The 18,537-nt window shown below is 41.1% G+C and carries 18 protein-coding genes and 2 tRNA genes; 7 read left to right on the top strand and 13 right to left on the bottom strand.

The window, feature by feature from the left end; all coding sequences use genetic code 11:
- Positions 1-25 precede the first annotated feature (25 nt).
- The 6 genes from DX873_RS01215 to folE form a co-directional block, all read right to left on the bottom strand.
- Positions 26-550 (bottom strand): GNAT family N-acetyltransferase, encoded by a 525-nt coding sequence (locus DX873_RS01215; protein WP_116182714.1) that lies wholly within the window; start codon positions 548-550, stop codon positions 26-28.
- Entirely contained in the window at positions 550-1,029 is a 480-nt protein-coding gene (locus DX873_RS01220) for a DUF192 domain-containing protein (protein ID WP_116182715.1), read from the bottom strand. Before DX873_RS01220 ends, DX873_RS01215 begins: the two co-directional genes overlap by 1 nt.
- The gene (gene lgt, locus DX873_RS01225; protein ID WP_116182716.1) at positions 1,030-1,995 is read right to left on the bottom strand and encodes a prolipoprotein diacylglyceryl transferase; all 966 of its coding nucleotides are present in this window, start codon (positions 1,993-1,995) and stop codon (positions 1,030-1,032) included.
- 121 nt (positions 1,996-2,116) lie between these two features.
- Positions 2,117-2,371: a membrane protein insertion efficiency factor YidD gene (gene yidD, locus DX873_RS01230; RefSeq protein WP_116182717.1), complete on the bottom strand. Its 255-nt coding sequence runs from the start codon at positions 2,369-2,371 to the stop codon at positions 2,117-2,119.
- 6 nt (positions 2,372-2,377) lie between these two features.
- Complete coding sequence (gene cysS / locus DX873_RS01235; RefSeq protein WP_116182718.1) at positions 2,378-3,859, bottom strand: cysteine--tRNA ligase; 1,482 nt, start codon at positions 3,857-3,859, stop codon at positions 2,378-2,380.
- 13 nt (positions 3,860-3,872) lie between these two features.
- Positions 3,873-4,553 carry a GTP cyclohydrolase I FolE gene (gene folE, locus DX873_RS01240; protein ID WP_116182719.1) on the bottom strand — a complete coding sequence of 227 codons (681 nt, stop codon included), beginning with the start codon at positions 4,551-4,553 and terminating at the stop codon, positions 3,873-3,875.
- 129 nt (positions 4,554-4,682) lie between these two features.
- Here folE and DX873_RS01245 point away from each other — a divergent pair, with 129 nt between their 5' ends.
- Positions 4,683-6,485 (top strand): T9SS type B sorting domain-containing protein, encoded by a 1,803-nt coding sequence (locus DX873_RS01245; RefSeq protein WP_116182720.1) that lies wholly within the window; start codon positions 4,683-4,685, stop codon positions 6,483-6,485.
- 117 nt (positions 6,486-6,602) lie between these two features.
- The gene (locus DX873_RS01250; protein ID WP_116182721.1) at positions 6,603-8,057 is read left to right on the top strand and encodes a T9SS type B sorting domain-containing protein; all 1,455 of its coding nucleotides are present in this window, start codon (positions 6,603-6,605) and stop codon (positions 8,055-8,057) included.
- 53 nt (positions 8,058-8,110) lie between these two features.
- On the opposite strand, the gene DX873_RS01255 is transcribed toward DX873_RS01250, so the two are convergent.
- The gene (locus DX873_RS01255; RefSeq protein ID WP_116182722.1) at positions 8,111-9,610 is read right to left on the bottom strand and encodes an OmpP1/FadL family transporter; all 1,500 of its coding nucleotides are present in this window, start codon (positions 9,608-9,610) and stop codon (positions 8,111-8,113) included.
- Between the two features lie 34 nt (positions 9,611-9,644).
- Entirely contained in the window at positions 9,645-10,952 is a 1,308-nt protein-coding gene (locus tag DX873_RS18800) for a hypothetical protein (RefSeq protein ID WP_181899415.1), read from the bottom strand.
- A gap of 94 nt (positions 10,953-11,046) precedes the next feature.
- On the opposite strand from DX873_RS18800, the gene proS reads away from it, so the two are divergent.
- From proS to rpsT, 4 genes are all read left to right on the top strand, one after another.
- A complete protein-coding gene (gene proS, locus DX873_RS01265; RefSeq protein ID WP_116182724.1) occupies positions 11,047-12,522 on the top strand; it encodes a proline--tRNA ligase in 1,476 nt (491 codons plus the stop codon).
- 78 nt (positions 12,523-12,600) lie between these two features.
- Positions 12,601-12,672, top strand: a tRNA-Glu gene (locus DX873_RS01270).
- Positions 12,673-12,729: 57 nt separating this feature from the next.
- A tRNA-Glu gene (locus DX873_RS01275) sits at positions 12,730-12,801 on the top strand.
- A 32-nt stretch (positions 12,802-12,833) separates the two neighbouring features.
- Entirely contained in the window at positions 12,834-13,085 is a 252-nt protein-coding gene (rpsT, locus tag DX873_RS01280) for a 30S ribosomal protein S20 (RefSeq protein ID WP_116182725.1), read from the top strand.
- Positions 13,086-13,165: 80 nt separating this feature from the next.
- Here rpsT and DX873_RS01285 read toward each other — a convergent pair whose 3' ends face one another.
- The 3 genes from DX873_RS01285 to rho all read right to left on the bottom strand — a co-directional run bounded on the left by DX873_RS01285 (position 13,166) and on the right by rho (position 16,267).
- Positions 13,166-13,855 carry a hypothetical protein gene (locus DX873_RS01285; RefSeq protein ID WP_116182726.1) on the bottom strand — a complete coding sequence of 230 codons (690 nt, stop codon included), beginning with the start codon at positions 13,853-13,855 and terminating at the stop codon, positions 13,166-13,168.
- Positions 13,856-13,867: 12 nt separating this feature from the next.
- Entirely contained in the window at positions 13,868-14,539 is a 672-nt protein-coding gene (locus tag DX873_RS01290) for a hypothetical protein (protein WP_116182727.1), read from the bottom strand.
- Positions 14,540-14,677: 138 nt separating this feature from the next.
- Positions 14,678-16,267 (bottom strand): transcription termination factor Rho, encoded by a 1,590-nt coding sequence (rho, locus tag DX873_RS01295; protein WP_116182728.1) that lies wholly within the window; start codon positions 16,265-16,267, stop codon positions 14,678-14,680.
- A gap of 194 nt (positions 16,268-16,461) precedes the next feature.
- Here rho and DX873_RS01300 point away from each other — a divergent pair, with 194 nt between their 5' ends.
- The gene (locus DX873_RS01300) at positions 16,462-16,872 is read left to right on the top strand and encodes a DUF4293 domain-containing protein (RefSeq protein ID WP_116182729.1); all 411 of its coding nucleotides are present in this window, start codon (positions 16,462-16,464) and stop codon (positions 16,870-16,872) included.
- A gap of 131 nt (positions 16,873-17,003) precedes the next feature.
- On the opposite strand, the gene DX873_RS01305 is transcribed toward DX873_RS01300, so the two are convergent.
- Entirely contained in the window at positions 17,004-17,969 is a 966-nt protein-coding gene (locus DX873_RS01305) for an MBL fold metallo-hydrolase (protein WP_116183765.1), read from the bottom strand.
- A 1-nt stretch (position 17,970) separates the two neighbouring features.
- On the bottom strand, positions 17,971-18,465 hold the full coding sequence (locus tag DX873_RS01310; protein ID WP_116182730.1) for a metallophosphoesterase family protein: 495 nt from the start codon (positions 18,463-18,465) through the stop codon (positions 17,971-17,973).
- Positions 18,466-18,537: the final 72 nt, after the last annotated feature.

Raw genomic sequence — 18,537 nt, forward strand, 5'->3', positions numbered from 1 at the left:
ACGGATTTGTATTTGAAATTAAAGATTATCCTCGATTTACCCTAAAAATATGTACTGGATTGTCTCTGTAAACAGTGGTCTTGTCCAAATACATGCCATTTTTAAGGGCCACTTTTTGGGAAGGGATATTGTCCACATGGATAATAGAAATCAAGGAGTCGGTAAAATTATGTTCAAAAGCATAGGTTTTACACTTTTGCGCCGCTTCAATAGCAAAACCCTGTTGCCAAAAGTGGGGCAATACCGAATATCCAATTTCCAGCTCTTCTATACCATCAACAGTTTGAACCAGTAGGCCACAGATGCCAACTAGCTCTCCTGTGGTTTTCAATACGAGGGCATTCATGCCCCCAGTATTTTCTTCATAACGTTCAAATATTCTTGCGAACTGCGCTTGGCAGGCTTCAATAGGGTCTGCGGGAAGTCCTTCCCAATATTGTGTGGACCTGGGGTCGTGATAAAAGGGCAGCCAAGTTTCAAAGTCTGAAGGCAGTAAGTTTCGAAACTGCAAACGTTCCGTAGTTTGATTTTCAAGCAGAAATTTTGCCATTAATTCTTTTTAAAGACAATACTGTCGCCTATTTGTAACCCTAAATTATCTGATATCCCAGCATTGATTTCGAGCACATATTTTACGGGTACTTGCGAAGAAAGCCCGCTTTCATCAAAGGGATTGGCGTTCTTTTGAAAACTGGCAATCTTTTGATTTTTATCAATATAAATGATGTCCAAAGGAATTTGGGTATTCTTCATATAGAAGGAATGCATGGCCACATCTTGAAAGATAAAGAGCATCCCTTGATTTTTTTCCATGGATTCTCGATACATTAATCCGGTTTGCGTCTCGTAATCCGACTCCGCGATCTCAATATCAAAACGAGCTATTATAGAATCGGTATTCGATTTAAAGATGGATAGATCGCCTTCCTTGCTGAATGTTATGACCTCTGTTTTGATTTCCTTTTTTGAATCGCTTTTGCAAGACGCCAAAAACAAAACCAGAAGTATACAGGAGATTAGGTATTTCATTTATGAAACTTTTTGTGGGCTAGGGCGAAACATGAAATAAAGTCCAATCATGATCATTGGAATACTCAGCCATTGTCCTGTAGAAAGCAATCCCAGTGATTCTTCAAATCCTCCTTGGCTTTTCTTGAAATATTCTATAACAAACCGAACAACAAAAAGCAGTACCATGAACAATCCAAAGAGGTACCCAACTTTGTCCTTTTTGTCCGTTTTCCAATATAGCAGATAAAGCGCGATGAATACAAAAAGATAGCACACACCCTCATAAAGTTGGGCAGGGTGCCTATAGGGGATGGATTCCAAAAGGTTGGCAAAATCTGGATTATGCTCAATGGCTTTGTATGCAGCGCCTGCAGTTTTTTCTTTGGTCAGGGCCATGGCCTTGTAGGCAGGCATATCATCCGAATCCCTGATGAACCTGGTGGCCATAAAAAAAGACTCCTTGACTTCCTTACCATTGATTTCGGAGTTGAAAAAATTTCCTAGACGGATAAAGCAGGCCCCAATAGCGGAAGGTATGACCAATCTGTCCAATAACCACAACATTTTTATATCCTCCCATTTTCTGCAGTACAGCCAAACCCCAATGATTGCTGCTATGGTAGCTCCATGACTGGCCAATCCGGTAAAACCAGTGAATTCATACCCGTTGATGATGCCAAATAGAGATCCTGTTGCACTCTCGCGTATAGGTAGCAATATTTCCAACAGGTGGTCTTGGTAGTAGGCCCAATCATAAAAGAATACATGTCCCAATCGGGCTCCCAACATGATGGAAACTACGGTGTATATGAAAAGGGAATCCAACTTATCCATCGACTTCTTTTCGTTTTGGAAGATTCGTTTCATAATGAACCAACCCACAACAAATGCAGCGATCCAGAGAAGGTTATAATATTTTATTTGAATAAACCCCAGTTTAAACAGTGTTCCTTCGGGGTTCCAATTGAATCCAAGAAAATACATTTAAGAAAATTTTGGACTAAGATAGTTAAAGATGTAAGACAGCTTTGTTTTTAGATGTTAGATTTGAGCTAAATGAGAAACTGTTTTTTGATTACTACTATTCTTGGGAAGCGAAAAACCCTTAAGGAACTGGGTCATAACCGCTACCTCCCCAGGGGTTGCAGCTGAAGATACGTTTTATGGATAACCAGCCTCCTTTGAACAATCCGTGTTTTTTTAGTGCCTCTAAGGTATACGCGGAACATGTGGGAGTGTATCTGCAGGTAGAAGGTGTATAAGGTGAAATTAGAAGCTGATAGGCTCTTACAAGAAGAACAAAAGGTGCGATTAGGATTTTTTTTAGCGATATGGTTTTGGTTTCGCTATGATCTTCCATTTATCTTCAGTTTAAGCTATACGTGGTCCCATCCTTTCCATCCTTGATTTGGATACCCAGGGCATTAAGGTCGTCCCTGATTTTGTCCGAGGTGGCAAAATCTTTGTTGGCACGTGCTTCATTGCGGAGTTGGATCAATAGTTCCATTACTCCATCCAATGTGTTGGAATCGTCATTGAGGGCAGATTGGTTCTCAATTCCAAGAATATCGTATACAAACGCCTCCATGGTGCTTTTAAGCAAAGCTTTATCGTCTTCCGTGATGCTCTGTTGACCTTCTTTAATCAAATTGATACGTTTGACGGCATCAAAAAGGTGCGAAATAAGAACTGGCGTGTTAAAATCATCGTTCATGGCGTCATAGCACTTTTGTCGCCAATTGTTCACATCAAAATTTGATGTACCCCCAGTTTTTAGTCCACCAAGACTGTCCATGGCCTCCATTAGCCTATTGTATCCTTTTTCGGAAGCTTGCAATGCATCATCACTGAGGTCCAAAATGCTGGTGTAATGCGCCTGCATCATGAAAAAACGCACAACCGCAGGGGAATAGGGCTTACTTAAAATATCATTGTCTCCACTAATCATCTCCGCAGGATAGATATTATTTCCTGTGGATTTGGACATTTTTTTCCCATTAAGGGTCAACATGTTGGCATGCAGCCAATATCTCACCGGAGATTTTCCGGTGCTGGCCTCTGCTTGAGCAATCTCGCACTCATGATGGGGGAACTTAAGGTCCATTCCTCCTCCGTGGATATCAAAGGTTTCACCTAGATATTTTGTGCTCATTGCGGTGCATTCCAAATGCCATCCTGGAAAACCATCTCCCCATGGAGAGGGCCATCTCATAATATGTTGTGGCTCGGCTTTTTTCCACAAGGCAAAATCTTGCGGATTCTTTTTCTCGTCCTGGGCGGTTAGTTCACGGGTGTTGGCAATCATATCCTCCAACTTTCGCCCGCTCAACTTACCGTAATCATTACTCTCGTTGAACTTAACCACATCAAAATAAACAGAACCGTTTATCTCGTAGGCATAGCCTTTTTCAATAATTTCCTTGATAATCTCTATCTGCTCAATGATATGTCCTGTAGCCGTAGGCTCTATACTTGGCGGTAATAGATTGAACTTTTGAAGGGTGTTGTGGAAATCAACAGTGTAACGTTGTACCACTTCCATAGGTTCAATCTGTTCAAGTTTTGCTTTTTTGGCGATTTTATCCTCACCCTCATCCGCATCATTTTCCAAGTGCCCTGCATCGGTGATATTTCTAACGTATCTTACTTTATACCCTAAGTGCTTGAAGTATCTAAAAACCATATCAAACGACATAAAAGTACGGCAGTTCCCTAGATGCACATTGCTGTATACCGTAGGTCCGCAGACGTACATTCCAACATATCCGTCCTTTAGAGGGACAAAAGGTTCTTTTTTACCAGAAAGTGAATTGTGTACTCGAAGTTCTTGGGTTTGGTAAAGTTGCATTGAAAACTATGGATTAAAAATCTGTGTCAAGGTTGATGTAGTCCAAAAATTCCCTTCTAACTGCTTCGTCCTTGAATTTTCCACCATACTCAGCAGTTACCGTGCTACTTTCAATATCACGGATTCCTCTGGAATTTACACAAAGGTGCTTTGCGTCAATAACACAGGCAACGTCCTCCGTACCCAACACTTGTTGAAGTTCTTTAACAATTTGGATGTTCAAACGTTCTTGAACCTGGGGCCTTTTGGCAAAATAATCTACAATTCGGTTCATTTTGGAAAGTCCTACCACCGTTCCATTGGAGATATAGGCTATATGGGCCCTTCCAACGATGGGCAACAGGTGGTGTTCGCAGGTGGAATAGAGTACAATGTTCTTTTCCACCAACATTTCACCGTACTTGTACTTGTTTTTGAATGTAGAGGATTCGGGCCTTCTTTTTGGATGCAATCCACCAAATATTTCCTTCACATACATTTTGGCCACCCTTTGAGGGGTACCTTTTAAGCTGTCGTCATCCAAATCAAGTCCTAGGGTCAACATAATTTCACGGACACTTTTCTTTATCCGTTCAATTTTTTCCTCCTCGTCCAACACAAATGCATCTTCACGGATAGGGGTATCCGCAGACGACCCAATATGGTCATTTCCCCTTTCGTCGTACTGTTTTTCCAAAGCCTGTCCTAGTTTCATAGCTGTAACTTCAAGAAAGCAAAGATATACATTAATAGCCTATTTAACATCTGGTATACCCTGTTTGACAACATAAATTATTGTTAAGGAGCAACGCGAAGTACTTTTATGTTAGCAAACCTACGCTCTATGGTAAAAATTGTGGTAAAGACCATAATAGCTATCTTCCTATGCCAAGTAACCTTTGCACAGGTTACTAATGATTGTGGCAGTGCAATCCCTATTTGTAGTAATACCCCCATTAATGGTGGAACCAATGGTTATGGAACGGATGATTTCTATGGAGCTACTTCTAGTGGGTGTTTAGAACAGACCACTTCCGGTTCAATTGAATCTAATTCTGGCTGGTACCGATTCCGGACCGCTGCTTCCGGAAGATTGGGGTTTAATATCGGACACAATAGCAATGAAGATTGGGACTTTGCGCTGTACCAAGCAAGCAATTGCGCCACATTAGGAGATCCAATTCGATGCAACTTCTTTGATAACAGTGATTTTAAGAGTTTTATTGGGGTTGGTGAAGATCCCACTGGAGATGTGGATTCTGTCCATTATGAGGACTGGTTGGATGTAAATGCCGGCGAAGACTATATCCTGTTCATTAATAATTTCAGTAATGTAAACTCAGGGTTTTCCATACAATTCACCGGGGATATCTGGGTTACAAATCCCAATACTGCGTTGGACTGCTCTATTGTCAACAATCTTTTGGGCCCTCCCATTGCTGCATGCGAGAACGATCCTATTACGTTAGATGCTACCACCTCTGGTGCCATGGCCTACGAATGGTACAGGAATGATGGAAGCGGGTTTCAGCTTATTGCAGGGGAAACTGCGGCTACATTTAATGTCTTGAATTCATCAACTTATAGAGTTGTGGTAATCACAGGTACTGGAAACATTGTTAGTGATGTACAAGTTGGATTTACGGCTATTCCTGTTACGCAAGCGGTGAATGATGAAGTTTTCTGTCATACCGCTGATATGATTTTTAATTTGGAGGATAAGGACATTGAAGCACTTGGAACCCAAGATCCAGATGATTTTATTGTAAGTTACCATACTTCGCAGACAGACGCCAATCTAGGGTTAAACCCTTTGACCAAACATTATGCAAAAAGTGTGGGACAAGAAATAATATATGTGCGGACCACTTCATTGACCAACCCAAATTGTTTTGATGCTTCACAAAGTTTTCTTTTAGATGCCATTGAATCCCCCAACTTAAGTTTTGAAGAAGAAGTGGTCATTTGTGAGACCGCTGGCAGTGCAGTAATCGGTGAAACTATGCCCAATCCTAGTTATACGTATCTGTGGAGTACTGGTGAGACTACTCCAAATATTAGTGTTTCGCAGGGTGGGGAATACACACTTACCGTTACCAATGCTTCAAACGGAGTGAATTGTGAAGCCGTAAGAACCGTAACAACAAGTGTATCGATTGCTCCAGAAATTACTTCCATAGAGATTGATGATTTTAAAGCAAGCAATACAGTTACCATAGTTACTGATATTGCTGGAGATTTTGAATATCGCTTGAATGACGGTGAATACCAAACCAGTAATGTTTTGACCGAAGTGCCTCCTGGAGAACATAGAGTGTATATACGGGATGTCCATGGCTGCGGTGAGATTCAACGTGACATAGTGGTGGTTGGTTTTCCGGCCATTTTCTCTCCAAATGGTGATGTGCTTAACGAAAGCTGGCAGATTGAAGGACTTTCAGAATTAAGTTCACCCATTGTCACCATATATGATCGCTACGGTAAATTGATCAAACAAATGACAGAACTTAGTGCTGGATGGGATGGGAGCTTTAATGGAAAGCCTTTACCCTCCACAGATTACTGGTTTAAATTGTCTTATTTGGATAGCGATGGAAACAGAGTTTATGCCAAATACCTACAAAGCCATTTTTCACTTCGCAGATAGCACATTGTGCATTTTATCGATTAACTGTACAATTTTTGGGTTGAAATCATACTAAAAGTAGGGTTTATGCAGTTATACTGGTTATAGTATACAAGAACCCCATAGCCCCAAAATTCTATGAGAACCCTATGTATTGCCATTTGTTGCCTCTTCTTCTTTTATTTTAAGGCAACCGCGCAAAACTCACCAGATTGTAGAACTGCTATTCCTGTCTGTGCCGATGCACCCATATCTGGCATCACAGATGGAGGTGGTGATATTGATGATTTTGATCCTGATGTGATTCGACAATCTGGTTGTTTGGAAAAAGGGAGCGTAAGCTCTGCCAATCTGGAAAATAATTCGGCTTGGTATGTATTTAGGGCTGGGACCGATGGACAAATCGGTTTTGACATAGAGGCACTACCTGTAAACCCAGGAGGTGTGGTTACTGCAGAGTGGGATTTTGCCCTTTATGGTCCTTTTGATCAAACTTCGGGTCAGAATTTCTGCGGTCTTGTTGGGGATGGAACCGCACAACCAATTCGATGCAATTACGAATATAACGACACAGGATTTACTGGTATTGGTGTTAATCCTATTGATGGTAGGGTAGGGGCACCTTTTGTTAGGGGAAGTCAGAACACTTATGATGAATGGTTGGATGTGACCGCTGGTGAAATCTACTATCTTTTCATCAATAACTATAATACCAATTTTGATGGCGATCCTGAATCGTTTACGTTAACCTTCACTGGTAGTTCTGTGGATGCCGATCAAAACAGCGCATTGGATTGTACACTTCGTGATGAATTTTTGGGATTGGATATCATTGCCTGTGAAGGAGACCCTGATATTGTTTTAAGTGCATTGAATTCACCCGCTGGGTCCGATATTGGCAGTGTGGAATGGACAGTGGACTACGATGATGATGGTACCATTGACGATACTTTGACCGGTACTGGGCCTTTTGGTGCTGAGCTTGTTGTTTCCAGCCCCAATTCTGGTCGCTACTTTGTGGAAATTACCACCGCATCTGGAACTCCCCCGACCGTAGTGGACAATGGAGGTATCTTGATTACCTTTTATGGAGAACCCGTTTTGGATGATGTAGTGATCGTGGATTTGGAGACCAGTGATATTTCAGACCCCTATGACGTGGAGTTTGTACCACAAGGCGATGGAGACTACGAATACGCCATAAATGGAGGAGAATTTCAGGATGACCCCATTTTTCTGGATGTACCTCCAGGGCTGAATACCGTAATCGTAAATGATAAAAATGGCTGTGGTACCTTAGAGCAAGATTTCTTAGTGGTTGGGTACCCCAAGTTTTTCACTCCAAATGGAGATTCTTTTCACGATACATGGAACGTTCAGGGTATTGAGAGACTGTCCGATGCTACCATTTATATATTTGATCGATACGGAAAGCTGTTGAAACAGTTGGACGACGCTACTGGCTGGGACGGAACCTTCAACGGTAGAGACCTTCCATCTTCTGATTATTGGTTCCGATTGGAATATGATCAGGATGATCAAGGAGTTTTAGTGGCCCGATCCGTAAGAAGACATTTCTCTTTGGTCAGATAACAAAAAAAAGGTCGGAAAACAATCTTCCCGACCTTCAGTTAAAAGAAATGAATCTAAAATTTTATGGTGTAGCCCAAGGTTACATTGGTGTTGATTCTATTGATCATAGCTGAGCTATTGATTCCTGAATCAAAAAGGAAGGTGTTCACGTCCTGTTCTGTACGACTAAAGGCTAAATCCAACCTGCTTCCACCAAAATTGTACCCGATACCACCAGAAAAACCAGTTAAATCCCCGATAATGTCACCGCTTTCATAGGGACTTTCCTCATATCGATAACCAGCTCTTAAGCTAACCTCGTCTATTCTTAATTCCCCGCCCAATCTATAGGTGTTTACAACACCCAGTTGGTCTGCGATAAAGTCATTTTCTGAAGTAAAACTTGGGTCAGAAGTGGGTCTAAGCTCAGCCTGGGACATATCTTGATAACCATAGTCAAAACTTAGAAGTCCATCTTTTCCAAAGACAACGGCGACACTTCCGGTGAGTTTTCCTGGAGTCTTGATTCGGTACTCTTCAAACAGGTTGACAATGCCAAAATCGATGAAATTAATATCAGAAACCGCAAGAGTGGAATTAATACGTTGCGAAGTATCATCGGTAAGCTCGTACCATGTTGGGGATTGATAACTACCTCCAACCCTAACATTGTCGTTCAATTTGGCGATGGCTCCAAGACTAAATGAAAAACCATATCCTTCTGTGTGAAGAAAATTATCAAATGTGGTAAGCTGAACCGGTGAGTCTTGATCATATCCAGTTTCATCCAACAGTGTCAATCTTTCATAAAGAATATTATGGAAATTTAAGGAAGCACCAAGGTATAGATTGTCCTGATACTGCCCTGCAAAGTTTAAGGTAAATCGGCTGTTATAGCCCGTTGTAGTTTGTAAATATTCTTGGTTTACAACACCATATTGAGCATTGGAAAAGTATGAAGTATTGGCGTCATCGTCATCTGTTGGTTCAATAATACCTGCCTGGAATCCCAGAAATGCCTGTTGGGCGCCAAACCCAAGGGAAGCACCGATATCCAGGTAAGCATCTTCAATAAATTCTCCTTGTTGCACTCGTAATGGTCCAAGGGCTTGCCCTTGGGCAAAATTTAGAAAATAGTTGTCAATTCCCAAAGACGTATTTCCAGCTGCAAAAAATTCGTTATCAAAGTTTTGGACCATGTCATAGTTGAACGCAAGTGCCAATTTTTTCCATGGGCTGTTTGAGGATTTAAAGACAAAAACACCTCCCACTTGATTCAGTTCCAAATCGTTGATATCCGTACTTCTTACACTGTTTCCAAAAAGGGCTTCGTTGTCCCTGTTGTAATTGGATCCTGTTATGGTGAGTTCACTGTGATTAAAAACTGCAGAACCTGCCGGATTTATGTTTAGGGAAGATAAATCGCCCCCAAGTGCTCCAAAGGCTCCACCCATAGCTTGAAACCGGGCCGTTCCCTGAATGTTTTCCGTGCTATAGCGCAATACATCATCAATGTTCTGGGCACTTGCAAAAACGCATGCCAATACCATTATGAAAGTTATTCTTCGTTTCATTTTCTTTGATTTAGTTTGAGAATTTTAATGAAATCTAGTTTCTTCTACCGCTTCTTCCAGATGAAGACCTAGCTCCAGATGATCTACTTGAGCCTCCAGAACTTCTATAGCTTCCAGAGCTTCTGGAGCTTCTTCCTGAAGAACTCCTGTAACTCCTGCTACTTGAACCTCTAGTGCTGCTTCTGTAGCTTCCTGAACTTCTTGAGCCACTTGAAGACCTTCTGTAACTACTGCTTCGTGGTGCCGATCTACCTGAAGATTGGTAGCTCCGGGTACTGCGACCTGAAGATGAACGGTAACCGGATGATGAATTCCTGTTTATGGTGCCGCTTCGTCTATAGGTACCACTACTTCGAGTTGAAGGAGAGGTGCCGTATGAGCGGTATGTTCTTGAACTGCGATAATTTGGTGCAGATCGGGTACTTCTGCTTGTACGATAACTTCTGTTTCGGGAAATAGCATCTGCACTCACGGACCTTCGGGCGGTTGTTCCCCGATTATAGGTTCTTGAGCTTCTGCCTACAGCACTTCTATTTACATTGGAACGTCCAGTACTTCCTCTATATCTGGAGGTGTATCCACTTCTTCGTGAGGCAAGATTAGATCTTCCACGCAGAGTAGTTCCTGGGATTACAGAGTTTGAATACCCCCTTCTGCTCCTATTATAGGAGTATCCCCAGTTTCGGTACCCTCTGTAAGGTCTGTTCCAACCGTATCCGTAGTATCCACCCCATCCATAATATCCACGTCCCCAGTAAGGATTGCCCCAGCCGTAGCCTCCCCATCCCCATCGGTTCCATCTCCAAGGATTGTTCCAGCCCCAGCCCCAGCCGTAGCCTCCCCAGCCCCAGCCATTCCAAAGCCAAGGGTCGTTCCAGCCCCAGCCCCAGCCGAGACCGCCCCAACCAAAGCCTCCCCAGCCCCAGTTGTTGTCGTAGACATTGATGGTTAAGTTGGTGGGATTGTCACCCCACCCGGGATTGCCAGTATATACATTATTATTGGCAAAATAATCGGTTTGTTCCCCTAAGGGAATGCTATCGTTTTCTATTGCGCTTGAATAGCTATCTATGTCGGTAAAGATTTCGTCCTCTAAGATTTCCCCATACTCATCTGCCTTCTGACCAAAATAATCCCCATAGATATCATTTTCTTGTTTGTTGATTCGTACAGCTTCGGCAGACCTTTTTTCAACCCTAACAGATGGATTTCCATCAGAATAGATGCCATCATCATCATAATATGAAGCTTGCTGGTATGATCCACAGGAAACAGCCAAAAAAGAAATCATGAGAAAGCCGGCCAGAACTTTAAATTGAGAGCGGGGTATAGAGTTTGTCATCACGCAATTTTTATTGTTGGACATATTAAAAATAACTAGTTTTACCGAATTATTTTTCTAATAAAGTCACAAGTTTTGTGCCAAACTATTGTAGATGGGTAAAAATTTAACGAGCAGAAGCGAAGACTATTCCAAGTGGTATAACGAACTTGTTGTGAAGTCAGACTTGGCTGAAAACTCTGGAGTCAGGGGATGTATGGTCATCAAGCCATATGGTTTTGCAATTTGGGAAAAAATGCAGGCCCAATTGGATAAAATGTTCAAGGAAACAGGCCATGAAAATGCATATTTTCCGCTTTTTATTCCAAAATCGTATTTGAGCAAGGAAGCAAGCCATGTTGAAGGTTTTGCCAAGGAATGTGCCGTGGTCACGCACTATCGTTTAAAAAATGCGGAAGATGGCAGCGGCATTGTTGTGGATGAAGATGCCAAGTTGGAAGAGGAACTCATTGTAAGGCCTACATCGGAGACCATAATTTGGGATACCTATAGAAAATGGGTGCAGTCCTATCGAGACCTTCCCATAATGATCAATCAATGGGCAAATGTAGTCCGATGGGAAATGCGTACAAGATTGTTTCTCCGTACCGCAGAATTTTTATGGCAAGAAGGGCATACGGCTCATGCAACTAGGCAAGAGGCTTTGGAAGAAGCGGAGCAAATGATGCATGTTTATGCAGATTTTGTCGAAAACTATATGGGAGTTCCCGTAATCAAGGGTACAAAAACTGAAAGCGAGCGTTTTGCAGGTGCAGAAGAAACCTATTGTATTGAAGCGCTTATGCAGGATGGAAAAGCTCTACAAGCTGGAACTTCACACTTTTTGGGACAAAATTTTGCCAAGGCCTTTGATGTGAAATTTGCAAATAGGGAAGGTAAGCAAGAATATGTTTGGGCCACTTCATGGGGGGTTTCTACCAGACTTATGGGAGCATTGGTAATGACGCACAGTGATGATAACGGATTGGTACTTCCGCCTAAGTTGGCACCTATTCAGGTGGTCATTGTACCTATATATAAAGGACTAGATCAACTTGATTCCATTTCGGAAAAAGTAGATTCTTTGGTAAAGGAATTGCGCTCCAAGGGTATTTCCGTCAAATATGACAAAAGGGATACCCACAAACCTGGGTTCAAATTCAACGAGTATGAATTAAAAGGTGTTCCTGTTCGTATTGCTGTGGGCCAAAGGGATTTGGAAAACGGCACCTATGAAGTTGCTCGAAGGGATACATTGCAAAAAGAATCTGTAAACGCGGAGGATGTGGTAAGCAAGATAGAATCTTTGCTGCAAGAAATTCAGGAAAATATCTATAAGAAAGCCTTGGATTACAGAAAAGACCATATGACCGTGGTCGACTCTTATGAAGAGTTTAAGCAAGTAATTGAGGAAAAAGGCGGTTTTGTGGCTGCACACTGGGATGGAACCATGGAAACCGAGGACAAAATCAAGGAAGAAACCAAGGCGACTATAAGATGTATTCCGTTCAATACAGAAAAAGAAGAAGGAAAATGTATGGTGACCGGTAAACCTTCTTCCCAAAGGGTATTGTTTGCTAAGGCTTACTAAACAGAGCAAAAAATAAAATTACAGTTGCAAGACTTAAAAATAGTTGTATTTTTGCATCCGCAATTGTGCAACCTTAATGGCCCGTTCGTCTAGGGGTTAGGACGCCAGGTTTTCATCCTGGTAACAGGGGTTCGATTCCCCTACGGGCTACGAAGTTCAACTTAAGGCAGGTTTTGTCGTTTAAGTTTGAATTTTTTTAGATTGAATGGCCCGTTCGTCTAGGGGTTAGGACGCCAGGTTTTCATCCTGGTAACAGGGGTTCGATTCCCCTACGGGCTACTAGAACAATTTTGAAAGCATAAATTAAGACAATGGCAAACCATAAGTCAGCATTAAAGAGGATTAGAAGAAACGAAGCAGTACGTTTGCGCAATAGGTATCAGCATAAGACTGTTCGAAATGCCATCAAAAAACTGCGCAACGAAGAAGATAAGAAAGCAGCTGAAGCTCTGTTGCCTACCGTGGTCGGTATGATAGATAAGTTGGCCAAACGCAACATTATCCATAACAATAAAGCGGCCAATTTAAAGAGTAAGTTAATGAGTAAGGTGGCCGCTATGTAAACCTTCCTCGTTATACAGTATGGAAATGCCTCTCATTTGAGAGGCATTTTTATTTAAGTATAGTTAGACTGTTTTCTATCCTAACGGAAGGCCTTGCGTTTTCCCATAAGTAAACCTATAATGAATAAAGAGTACATGATCATGATTAAAACTATCAGTACTTTCCAAAAATAGTAGGTGACCCAAATATCATATCGCAAATAACCGGTCAACCAGATGTAGGGGGCCAACAGGTAAAAAATAAAAGTTCCCACGCTTACCCAGAAAAGTAGGTTGTGTTTTTGTGGATACGGATTTGTTTCCATCCTTTTTTCCTTAAAGTACAGAATGATGCACATTAGCAGTACCAGGGAGCCAATTACATCTGCATAATAAAGGCTGACGTAAAAGGGGTTTTGAAAAAATAGGCTTACAGCATAGCTGAACATCGCAACTACTGCACCATATTTCACCCACTTTTTATAGGTTTTGGATTTGAGTACCCTCCAATAGACCCAATAAAAGAAAAGAAAGGTAACCACTTGGTAGATATTGTAAATTATAATGTTACGCCAAGAATATCTGTCATCTGAAAAAAACTGAAACTCCTCATGGTACTTGATGAAGTAACCAAGAAGCTCTGTAAAAAAGGTATACGCAATAAACATTGGAAAGTATTTCAATGCAGTATCAAAATATCTTCTGTAGGTCAATACAGAGATTATCCAGGTAAGGAGATAAAAGGGAACAAAATAATGCTCCTTTAAGAAGTCGTAGATTTCAGGGGCCATACAACCGTTACATTAAAAATCACCTGGAGGAGGAGGGGAAGAATTACCCCTGTTTAGATTTAAGCTTCCCTCTTGCATTGCGGGCGAAGGGCTTAATGTAGGAACAAAGCTTGCATAGGATTTTGTTTTTTCGCCACTGGTTTGGCCCATTCCTTTTGCGTCCATTGCATCTTTGATCAACTTGGCTTTTCCATCTGCGCCAATGTAGAACCCAAAATCCTTGCCATCTACATTTATGGTAGGAACTAGGAAAATTGAATTCTGTCTTGGATGTACAATCTTCTTTCCATCAGGAAATTTTTCCTTGTTGGGATAGTTGGCAAAATAGAAACGTAGAGATGAAATGTCCACTCCGGCACCTTTTGCTTCCTGTTCTATATAGGCCATATATTGTTTGATTTCGGAATATTCAAATGAGGTAAAACGTGCTACTTCAAACTTTTCATCATCATTTTGCTCGGCCTCAAACTGTTGGATGACATCCACTCTGTTCCGAGTATAATTATCATATAATGATTTTGATTCTTCCAAAGTAATAATTCCCTTCGGGGGAGCAACTCTTTCTTGTTGGTGCTTAGGGGATTCAGGTTCGGAGGATTCCTTTTTTTGCCCTTGTTGACAAGCTCCAAGCATAAGTGAGAGGGAGACCAAAAACAAGGTGGCTGTGTTTCGGGTGTTTTTCATTTTGTAAGTGTTTTAGTGTTCAATTTTGAGGGAATTGTTTTAAAGATATGCCATTTCTTTAAAATAGGTCAATAAAAAACTCCTTGGAAAGCACCAAGGAGTTTATATAGTATTGATTTTCAATTTCTTACAAAGAAACTATTCGTTCATGGTCAACAAAAACTCTTCATTGTTCTTTGTTTGTTTTATACGCTGTTCCATGAATTCCATAGCCTCAACAGGATTCATATCCGCCAGATATTTTCGCATGATCCACATACGTTGAATGGTATTTTCATCCAATAAAAGATCATCTCTTCGTGTAGATGAGGAAATTAAATCTATGGCAGGGAAAATTCTACGGTTGGAGATTCTACGATCCAATTGCAGTTCCATATTACCGGTACCTTTGAATTCCTCAAAAATAACCTCGTCCATTTTAGAACCGGTCTCGGTAAGAGCAGTTGCAATTATTGAAAGCGAGCCTCCATTTTCAATGTTTCTGGCCGCTCCAAAGAAACGCTTTGGTTTATGCAGGGCATTGGCGTCAACACCACCACTTAAAACTTTTCCGGAAGCAGGTTGAACGGTGTTGTAGGCACGGGCCAGACGCGTAATGGAATCCAAAAGGATGACCACATCGTGGCCACATTCCACCAAGCGCTTGGCTTTTTCCAGCACAATATTAGCAACACGTACATGCTCAGTAGCTTCCTTATCAAAGGTTGATGCTACTACCTCACCTCGCACATTTCGTTGCATATCGGTTACCTCTTCAGGGCGCTCATCAATCAAAAGGATTATTTGATAAACCTCTGGGTGGTTGGCCGCTATGGCATTGGCAATATCTTTAAGCAACATTGTTTTCCCTGTTTTGGGCTGGGAAACGATCATACCACGCTGTCCTTTTCCAATGGGAGAGAACAGGTCCATAATTCTAGTGGATATGGTACTTTGGCGTTCTGCCAACTTAAATTTTTCTTTAGGGAACAATGGCGTAAGGTGTTCAAAAGAAACACGATCCCTGACCACTTGGGGGTCCAAACCATTAATTTTGTTCACCTTGATCAAGGGAAAGTACTTTTCTCCTTCCTTTGGAGGTCTAATATTACCTAAAACAGTGTCCCCGGTCTTTAATCCAAACAGTCTTATCTGAGATTGTGAAACGTAGATGTCATCTGGGGAAGACAGGTAGTTATAGTCCGATGAGCGCAAGAATCCGTATCCGTCTTGCATGATGTCCAATACACCTTCGCTCTCAATAATACTGTCAAACTCAAACTCGGGCTCTTTGTACCTGTTTTTTAGGTCCTTGTCAAAGTTGCTGTTCTTTTTGTCATGCCCACCATTTTTTTGGTGTTGCGGTTGGTTGCCTCTTTTATGCCCGCCTTGATTTTTTTGGTGGGTATGTTGTTTGTGGTCCCTTTTTTGCGATGGCCCTTTGGGATCCTCATTTTTCTCTTGAGGTTTTTTCTCGTCTACGGATTGCTCCTTTATAGGGGCTGCTTTTTTAGCGGACTGATCACCTTTGGGTCTTGAAACTCTTTCTCTTTTTGGCTTTGGAGTACCATTTTCTTGTGGAGTCGCAACGGCTTTTTCCACAACTTTAGGATTTGAGGCCTGTACGTCAAGGATTTGGTAGACCAAATCCAATTTTTTTAGTGACTTGAATTTGGGAACATTAAGGTCTTTTGCAATTTCTTGTAACTCAGGAAGCTTTTTAGCTTTTAGATCTGAAATCTCGAACATTAAGTAAAGAATAAATTAAACTTGTCTAATTCTGAATAATTGAAGTAAGGTTATTTGGGGAACTACTGGAGGAAAGATTTCCTTTGGGTAAGAGCTTCACTAATAACGGCACAAGTATACAAATTATTTTTCAAGAATAACCCCATTTTTATCAAAAAGAGGGCTATTTTTGCCTTTCGAAATTGATTTGCACAATGATTCAACGTATTCAGACGTTTTTTTTGGTGCTGGTTGCCCTGATTGCGGGGATTCTACCCTTTTTTCTTAGCCTCTGGGTCAATGCTGACGGAACAGGGGTTTTTGCGGAAAATGTGCTATGGGTCAATGTGGTATTTTATGCCTCGGCAATCTTGGCAATAGTTTCGATTTTTAAGTACAAAACAAGACAACATCAATTTGTGATAAACAGATTGAATATGATATTGAACCTTTTTTTACTAGGATTTTTCGTTTATCGATCGCTAAACTTATCCGGAGAAAGTGAAATTTCTGAGAAGGGTATTGGGATGCTGATTCCTGTATTTTCTATCGTTTTTCTGGTCCTGGCCAACAGGGCTATCAAAAAGGATGAAGATCTTGTAAAATCTGTTGATCGCTTGCGTTGAACCTAACATCTTAGTAGTATTAGTGCGAAAAACCCCGGCTTTGGCCGGGGTTTTTATTTTAAATTCATGTTTGCCTCTTTAATAGCGGAATAATTCAAGCACAGTGTCTATGACTTTAATGTACTATTAAGCTATAAATCAAACTTCTCTTTAAAATGGGCAACATGAAAACCCGCTTTCACTACACTTTTGTGCGCTTTACTTTTTTTATCAAGCAATGGGTTGGTATGGTTGAAATGGATAAAATGGACTTTGCTCTTTCCTTCCGAAGGAAGATTTTTGAATTGTTCCATGCTTTCTATCACAAAAGGATGGGGGATTTCTTCAATATTTCTGGTATTGATTTCAGTTCCACTATAAAAAGTGGCATCCAAAAAGGCCAAATCCACTTTTTGAATCTCCTGCTCAATATCCTTTTTCCATTTAGACCACTTGTCAATATCAGGAATAAAAAGAACCGATTTGTTGGGTCCCATTATCCTAAAACCTACGGTTTCGGAAAACTCATCCCTATGTGGAACTTTTATGGGTATGATCTGCAGATTGTTTGAAAGCATCGTAATTTCTTCGTTCTGAATGGGAAGTATACTAATATTGCCCAAATCTATCAATTGGTTCCAAGGGCCGTTGGTTTCCAAAAATGTTTTCATTTTGGGCATGGCATACACCTTAACTGCATTGGACCCGAGGGCCTCCCTCCCTAAATACATCAACCCTGTATAATGACCAATATGGGCGTGGGTCAAAAAAATGCCATCAGGTGTTTCGGAGGTTTTTTTTGATAGGTTTTTGAGCAATTTAAGTTGTTCGGAGATATCTGGAGTGGCCTCGAACAAATATGATTTCTCGTTTTCGTGGTCCACTACGCCTAAAGAAACCACTTTTCGTGTATTATCGGGATTTTTAAAAAGCTCTTTGCAACATTCTTTCTGGCACCCTATATGGGGACTTCCCCCGTCCTGCACCGTGCCCAATATGTGTAAAGTTACTTTTGCAGATTGGATTTCTTGCGCAAGGGATTGATCTGCACTTTTTTTATCGTTTTTGGTGATACAGGATGAAATTAATAGCGCCAATGCAAAAAAATGAACCTTCATTTTACCTTTTTCCAAGTTCAACTACCTCTAAATCTGATATGTTTTTACCATCTATCACAAATCTCAACATGGTCCTTACATGATGAAATCCATGTTTGCCACAGGCTCCGGGGTTCATGTGTAAGAGTCCCAACTTTTTGTCGCTCATCACTTTTAAAATATGTGAATGGCCACATATAAATAGTTTAGGTGGATTTGTTCTGATATTGTCCCTCACCTTCACATTGTACCTTCCTGGATAACCTCCAATATGCGTGATCCACACATCCACGTCTTCGCAAAAAAAACGGTTGTGTTCTGGAAATTCTTTCTGAATTAGGTGGTCATCAATATTGCCATGTACACCTCGAACCCTACCATATTTTGCCAAAACATCCATGATTTCCAGATTTCCAATATCTCCGGCATGCCATATTTCGTCTGTCTGGGCAGCATACTTTAAGATGGTGTCATCAATATGCCCATGAGTATCCGAAAGCAACAAAATTTTGGTCATAACGCTAAAAATATGCTAAAAAAATTGGGTAATCTATCTTTTGGAGGGGATTGAATTATCTTTAACGAGTTA

Source organism: Flagellimonas nanhaiensis (genome assembly GCF_003382275.1).
GTDB classification, from domain to species: domain Bacteria; phylum Bacteroidota; class Bacteroidia; order Flavobacteriales; family Flavobacteriaceae; genus Flagellimonas; species Flagellimonas nanhaiensis.

Bases quoted from the DNA above. Each gene is read 5' to 3' on its own strand.
- DX873_RS01215 (WP_116182714.1), bottom strand. From the start codon at position 550: ATGGCAAAATTTCTGCTTGAAAATCAAACTACGGAACGTTTGCAGTTT.
- DX873_RS01220 (WP_116182715.1), bottom strand. From the start codon at position 1,029: ATGAAATACCTAATCTCCTGTATACTTCTGGTTTTGTTTTTGGCGTCT.
- lgt (WP_116182716.1), bottom strand. From the start codon at position 1,995: ATGTATTTTCTTGGATTCAATTGGAACCCCGAAGGAACACTGTTTAAA.
- yidD (WP_116182717.1), bottom strand. From the start codon at position 2,371: ATGGAAGATCATAGCGAAACCAAAACCATATCGCTAAAAAAAATCCTA.
- cysS (WP_116182718.1), bottom strand. From the start codon at position 3,859: ATGCAACTTTACCAAACCCAAGAACTTCGAGTACACAATTCACTTTCT.
- folE (WP_116182719.1), bottom strand. From the start codon at position 4,553: ATGAAACTAGGACAGGCTTTGGAAAAACAGTACGACGAAAGGGGAAAT.
- DX873_RS01245 (WP_116182720.1), top strand. From the start codon at position 4,683: ATGGTAAAAATTGTGGTAAAGACCATAATAGCTATCTTCCTATGCCAA.
- DX873_RS01250 (WP_116182721.1), top strand. From the start codon at position 6,603: ATGAGAACCCTATGTATTGCCATTTGTTGCCTCTTCTTCTTTTATTTT.
- DX873_RS01255 (WP_116182722.1), bottom strand. From the start codon at position 9,610: ATGAAACGAAGAATAACTTTCATAATGGTATTGGCATGCGTTTTTGCA.
- DX873_RS18800 (WP_181899415.1), bottom strand. From the start codon at position 10,952: ATGACAAACTCTATACCCCGCTCTCAATTTAAAGTTCTGGCCGGCTTT.
- proS (WP_116182724.1), top strand. From the start codon at position 11,047: ATGGGTAAAAATTTAACGAGCAGAAGCGAAGACTATTCCAAGTGGTAT.
- rpsT (WP_116182725.1), top strand. From the start codon at position 12,834: ATGGCAAACCATAAGTCAGCATTAAAGAGGATTAGAAGAAACGAAGCA.
- DX873_RS01285 (WP_116182726.1), bottom strand. From the start codon at position 13,855: ATGGCCCCTGAAATCTACGACTTCTTAAAGGAGCATTATTTTGTTCCC.
- DX873_RS01290 (WP_116182727.1), bottom strand. From the start codon at position 14,539: ATGAAAAACACCCGAAACACAGCCACCTTGTTTTTGGTCTCCCTCTCA.
- rho (WP_116182728.1), bottom strand. From the start codon at position 16,267: ATGTTCGAGATTTCAGATCTAAAAGCTAAAAAGCTTCCTGAGTTACAA.
- DX873_RS01300 (WP_116182729.1), top strand. From the start codon at position 16,462: ATGATTCAACGTATTCAGACGTTTTTTTTGGTGCTGGTTGCCCTGATT.
- DX873_RS01305 (WP_116183765.1), bottom strand. From the start codon at position 17,969: ATGAAGGTTCATTTTTTTGCATTGGCGCTATTAATTTCATCCTGTATC.
- DX873_RS01310 (WP_116182730.1), bottom strand. From the start codon at position 18,465: ATGACCAAAATTTTGTTGCTTTCGGATACTCATGGGCATATTGATGAC.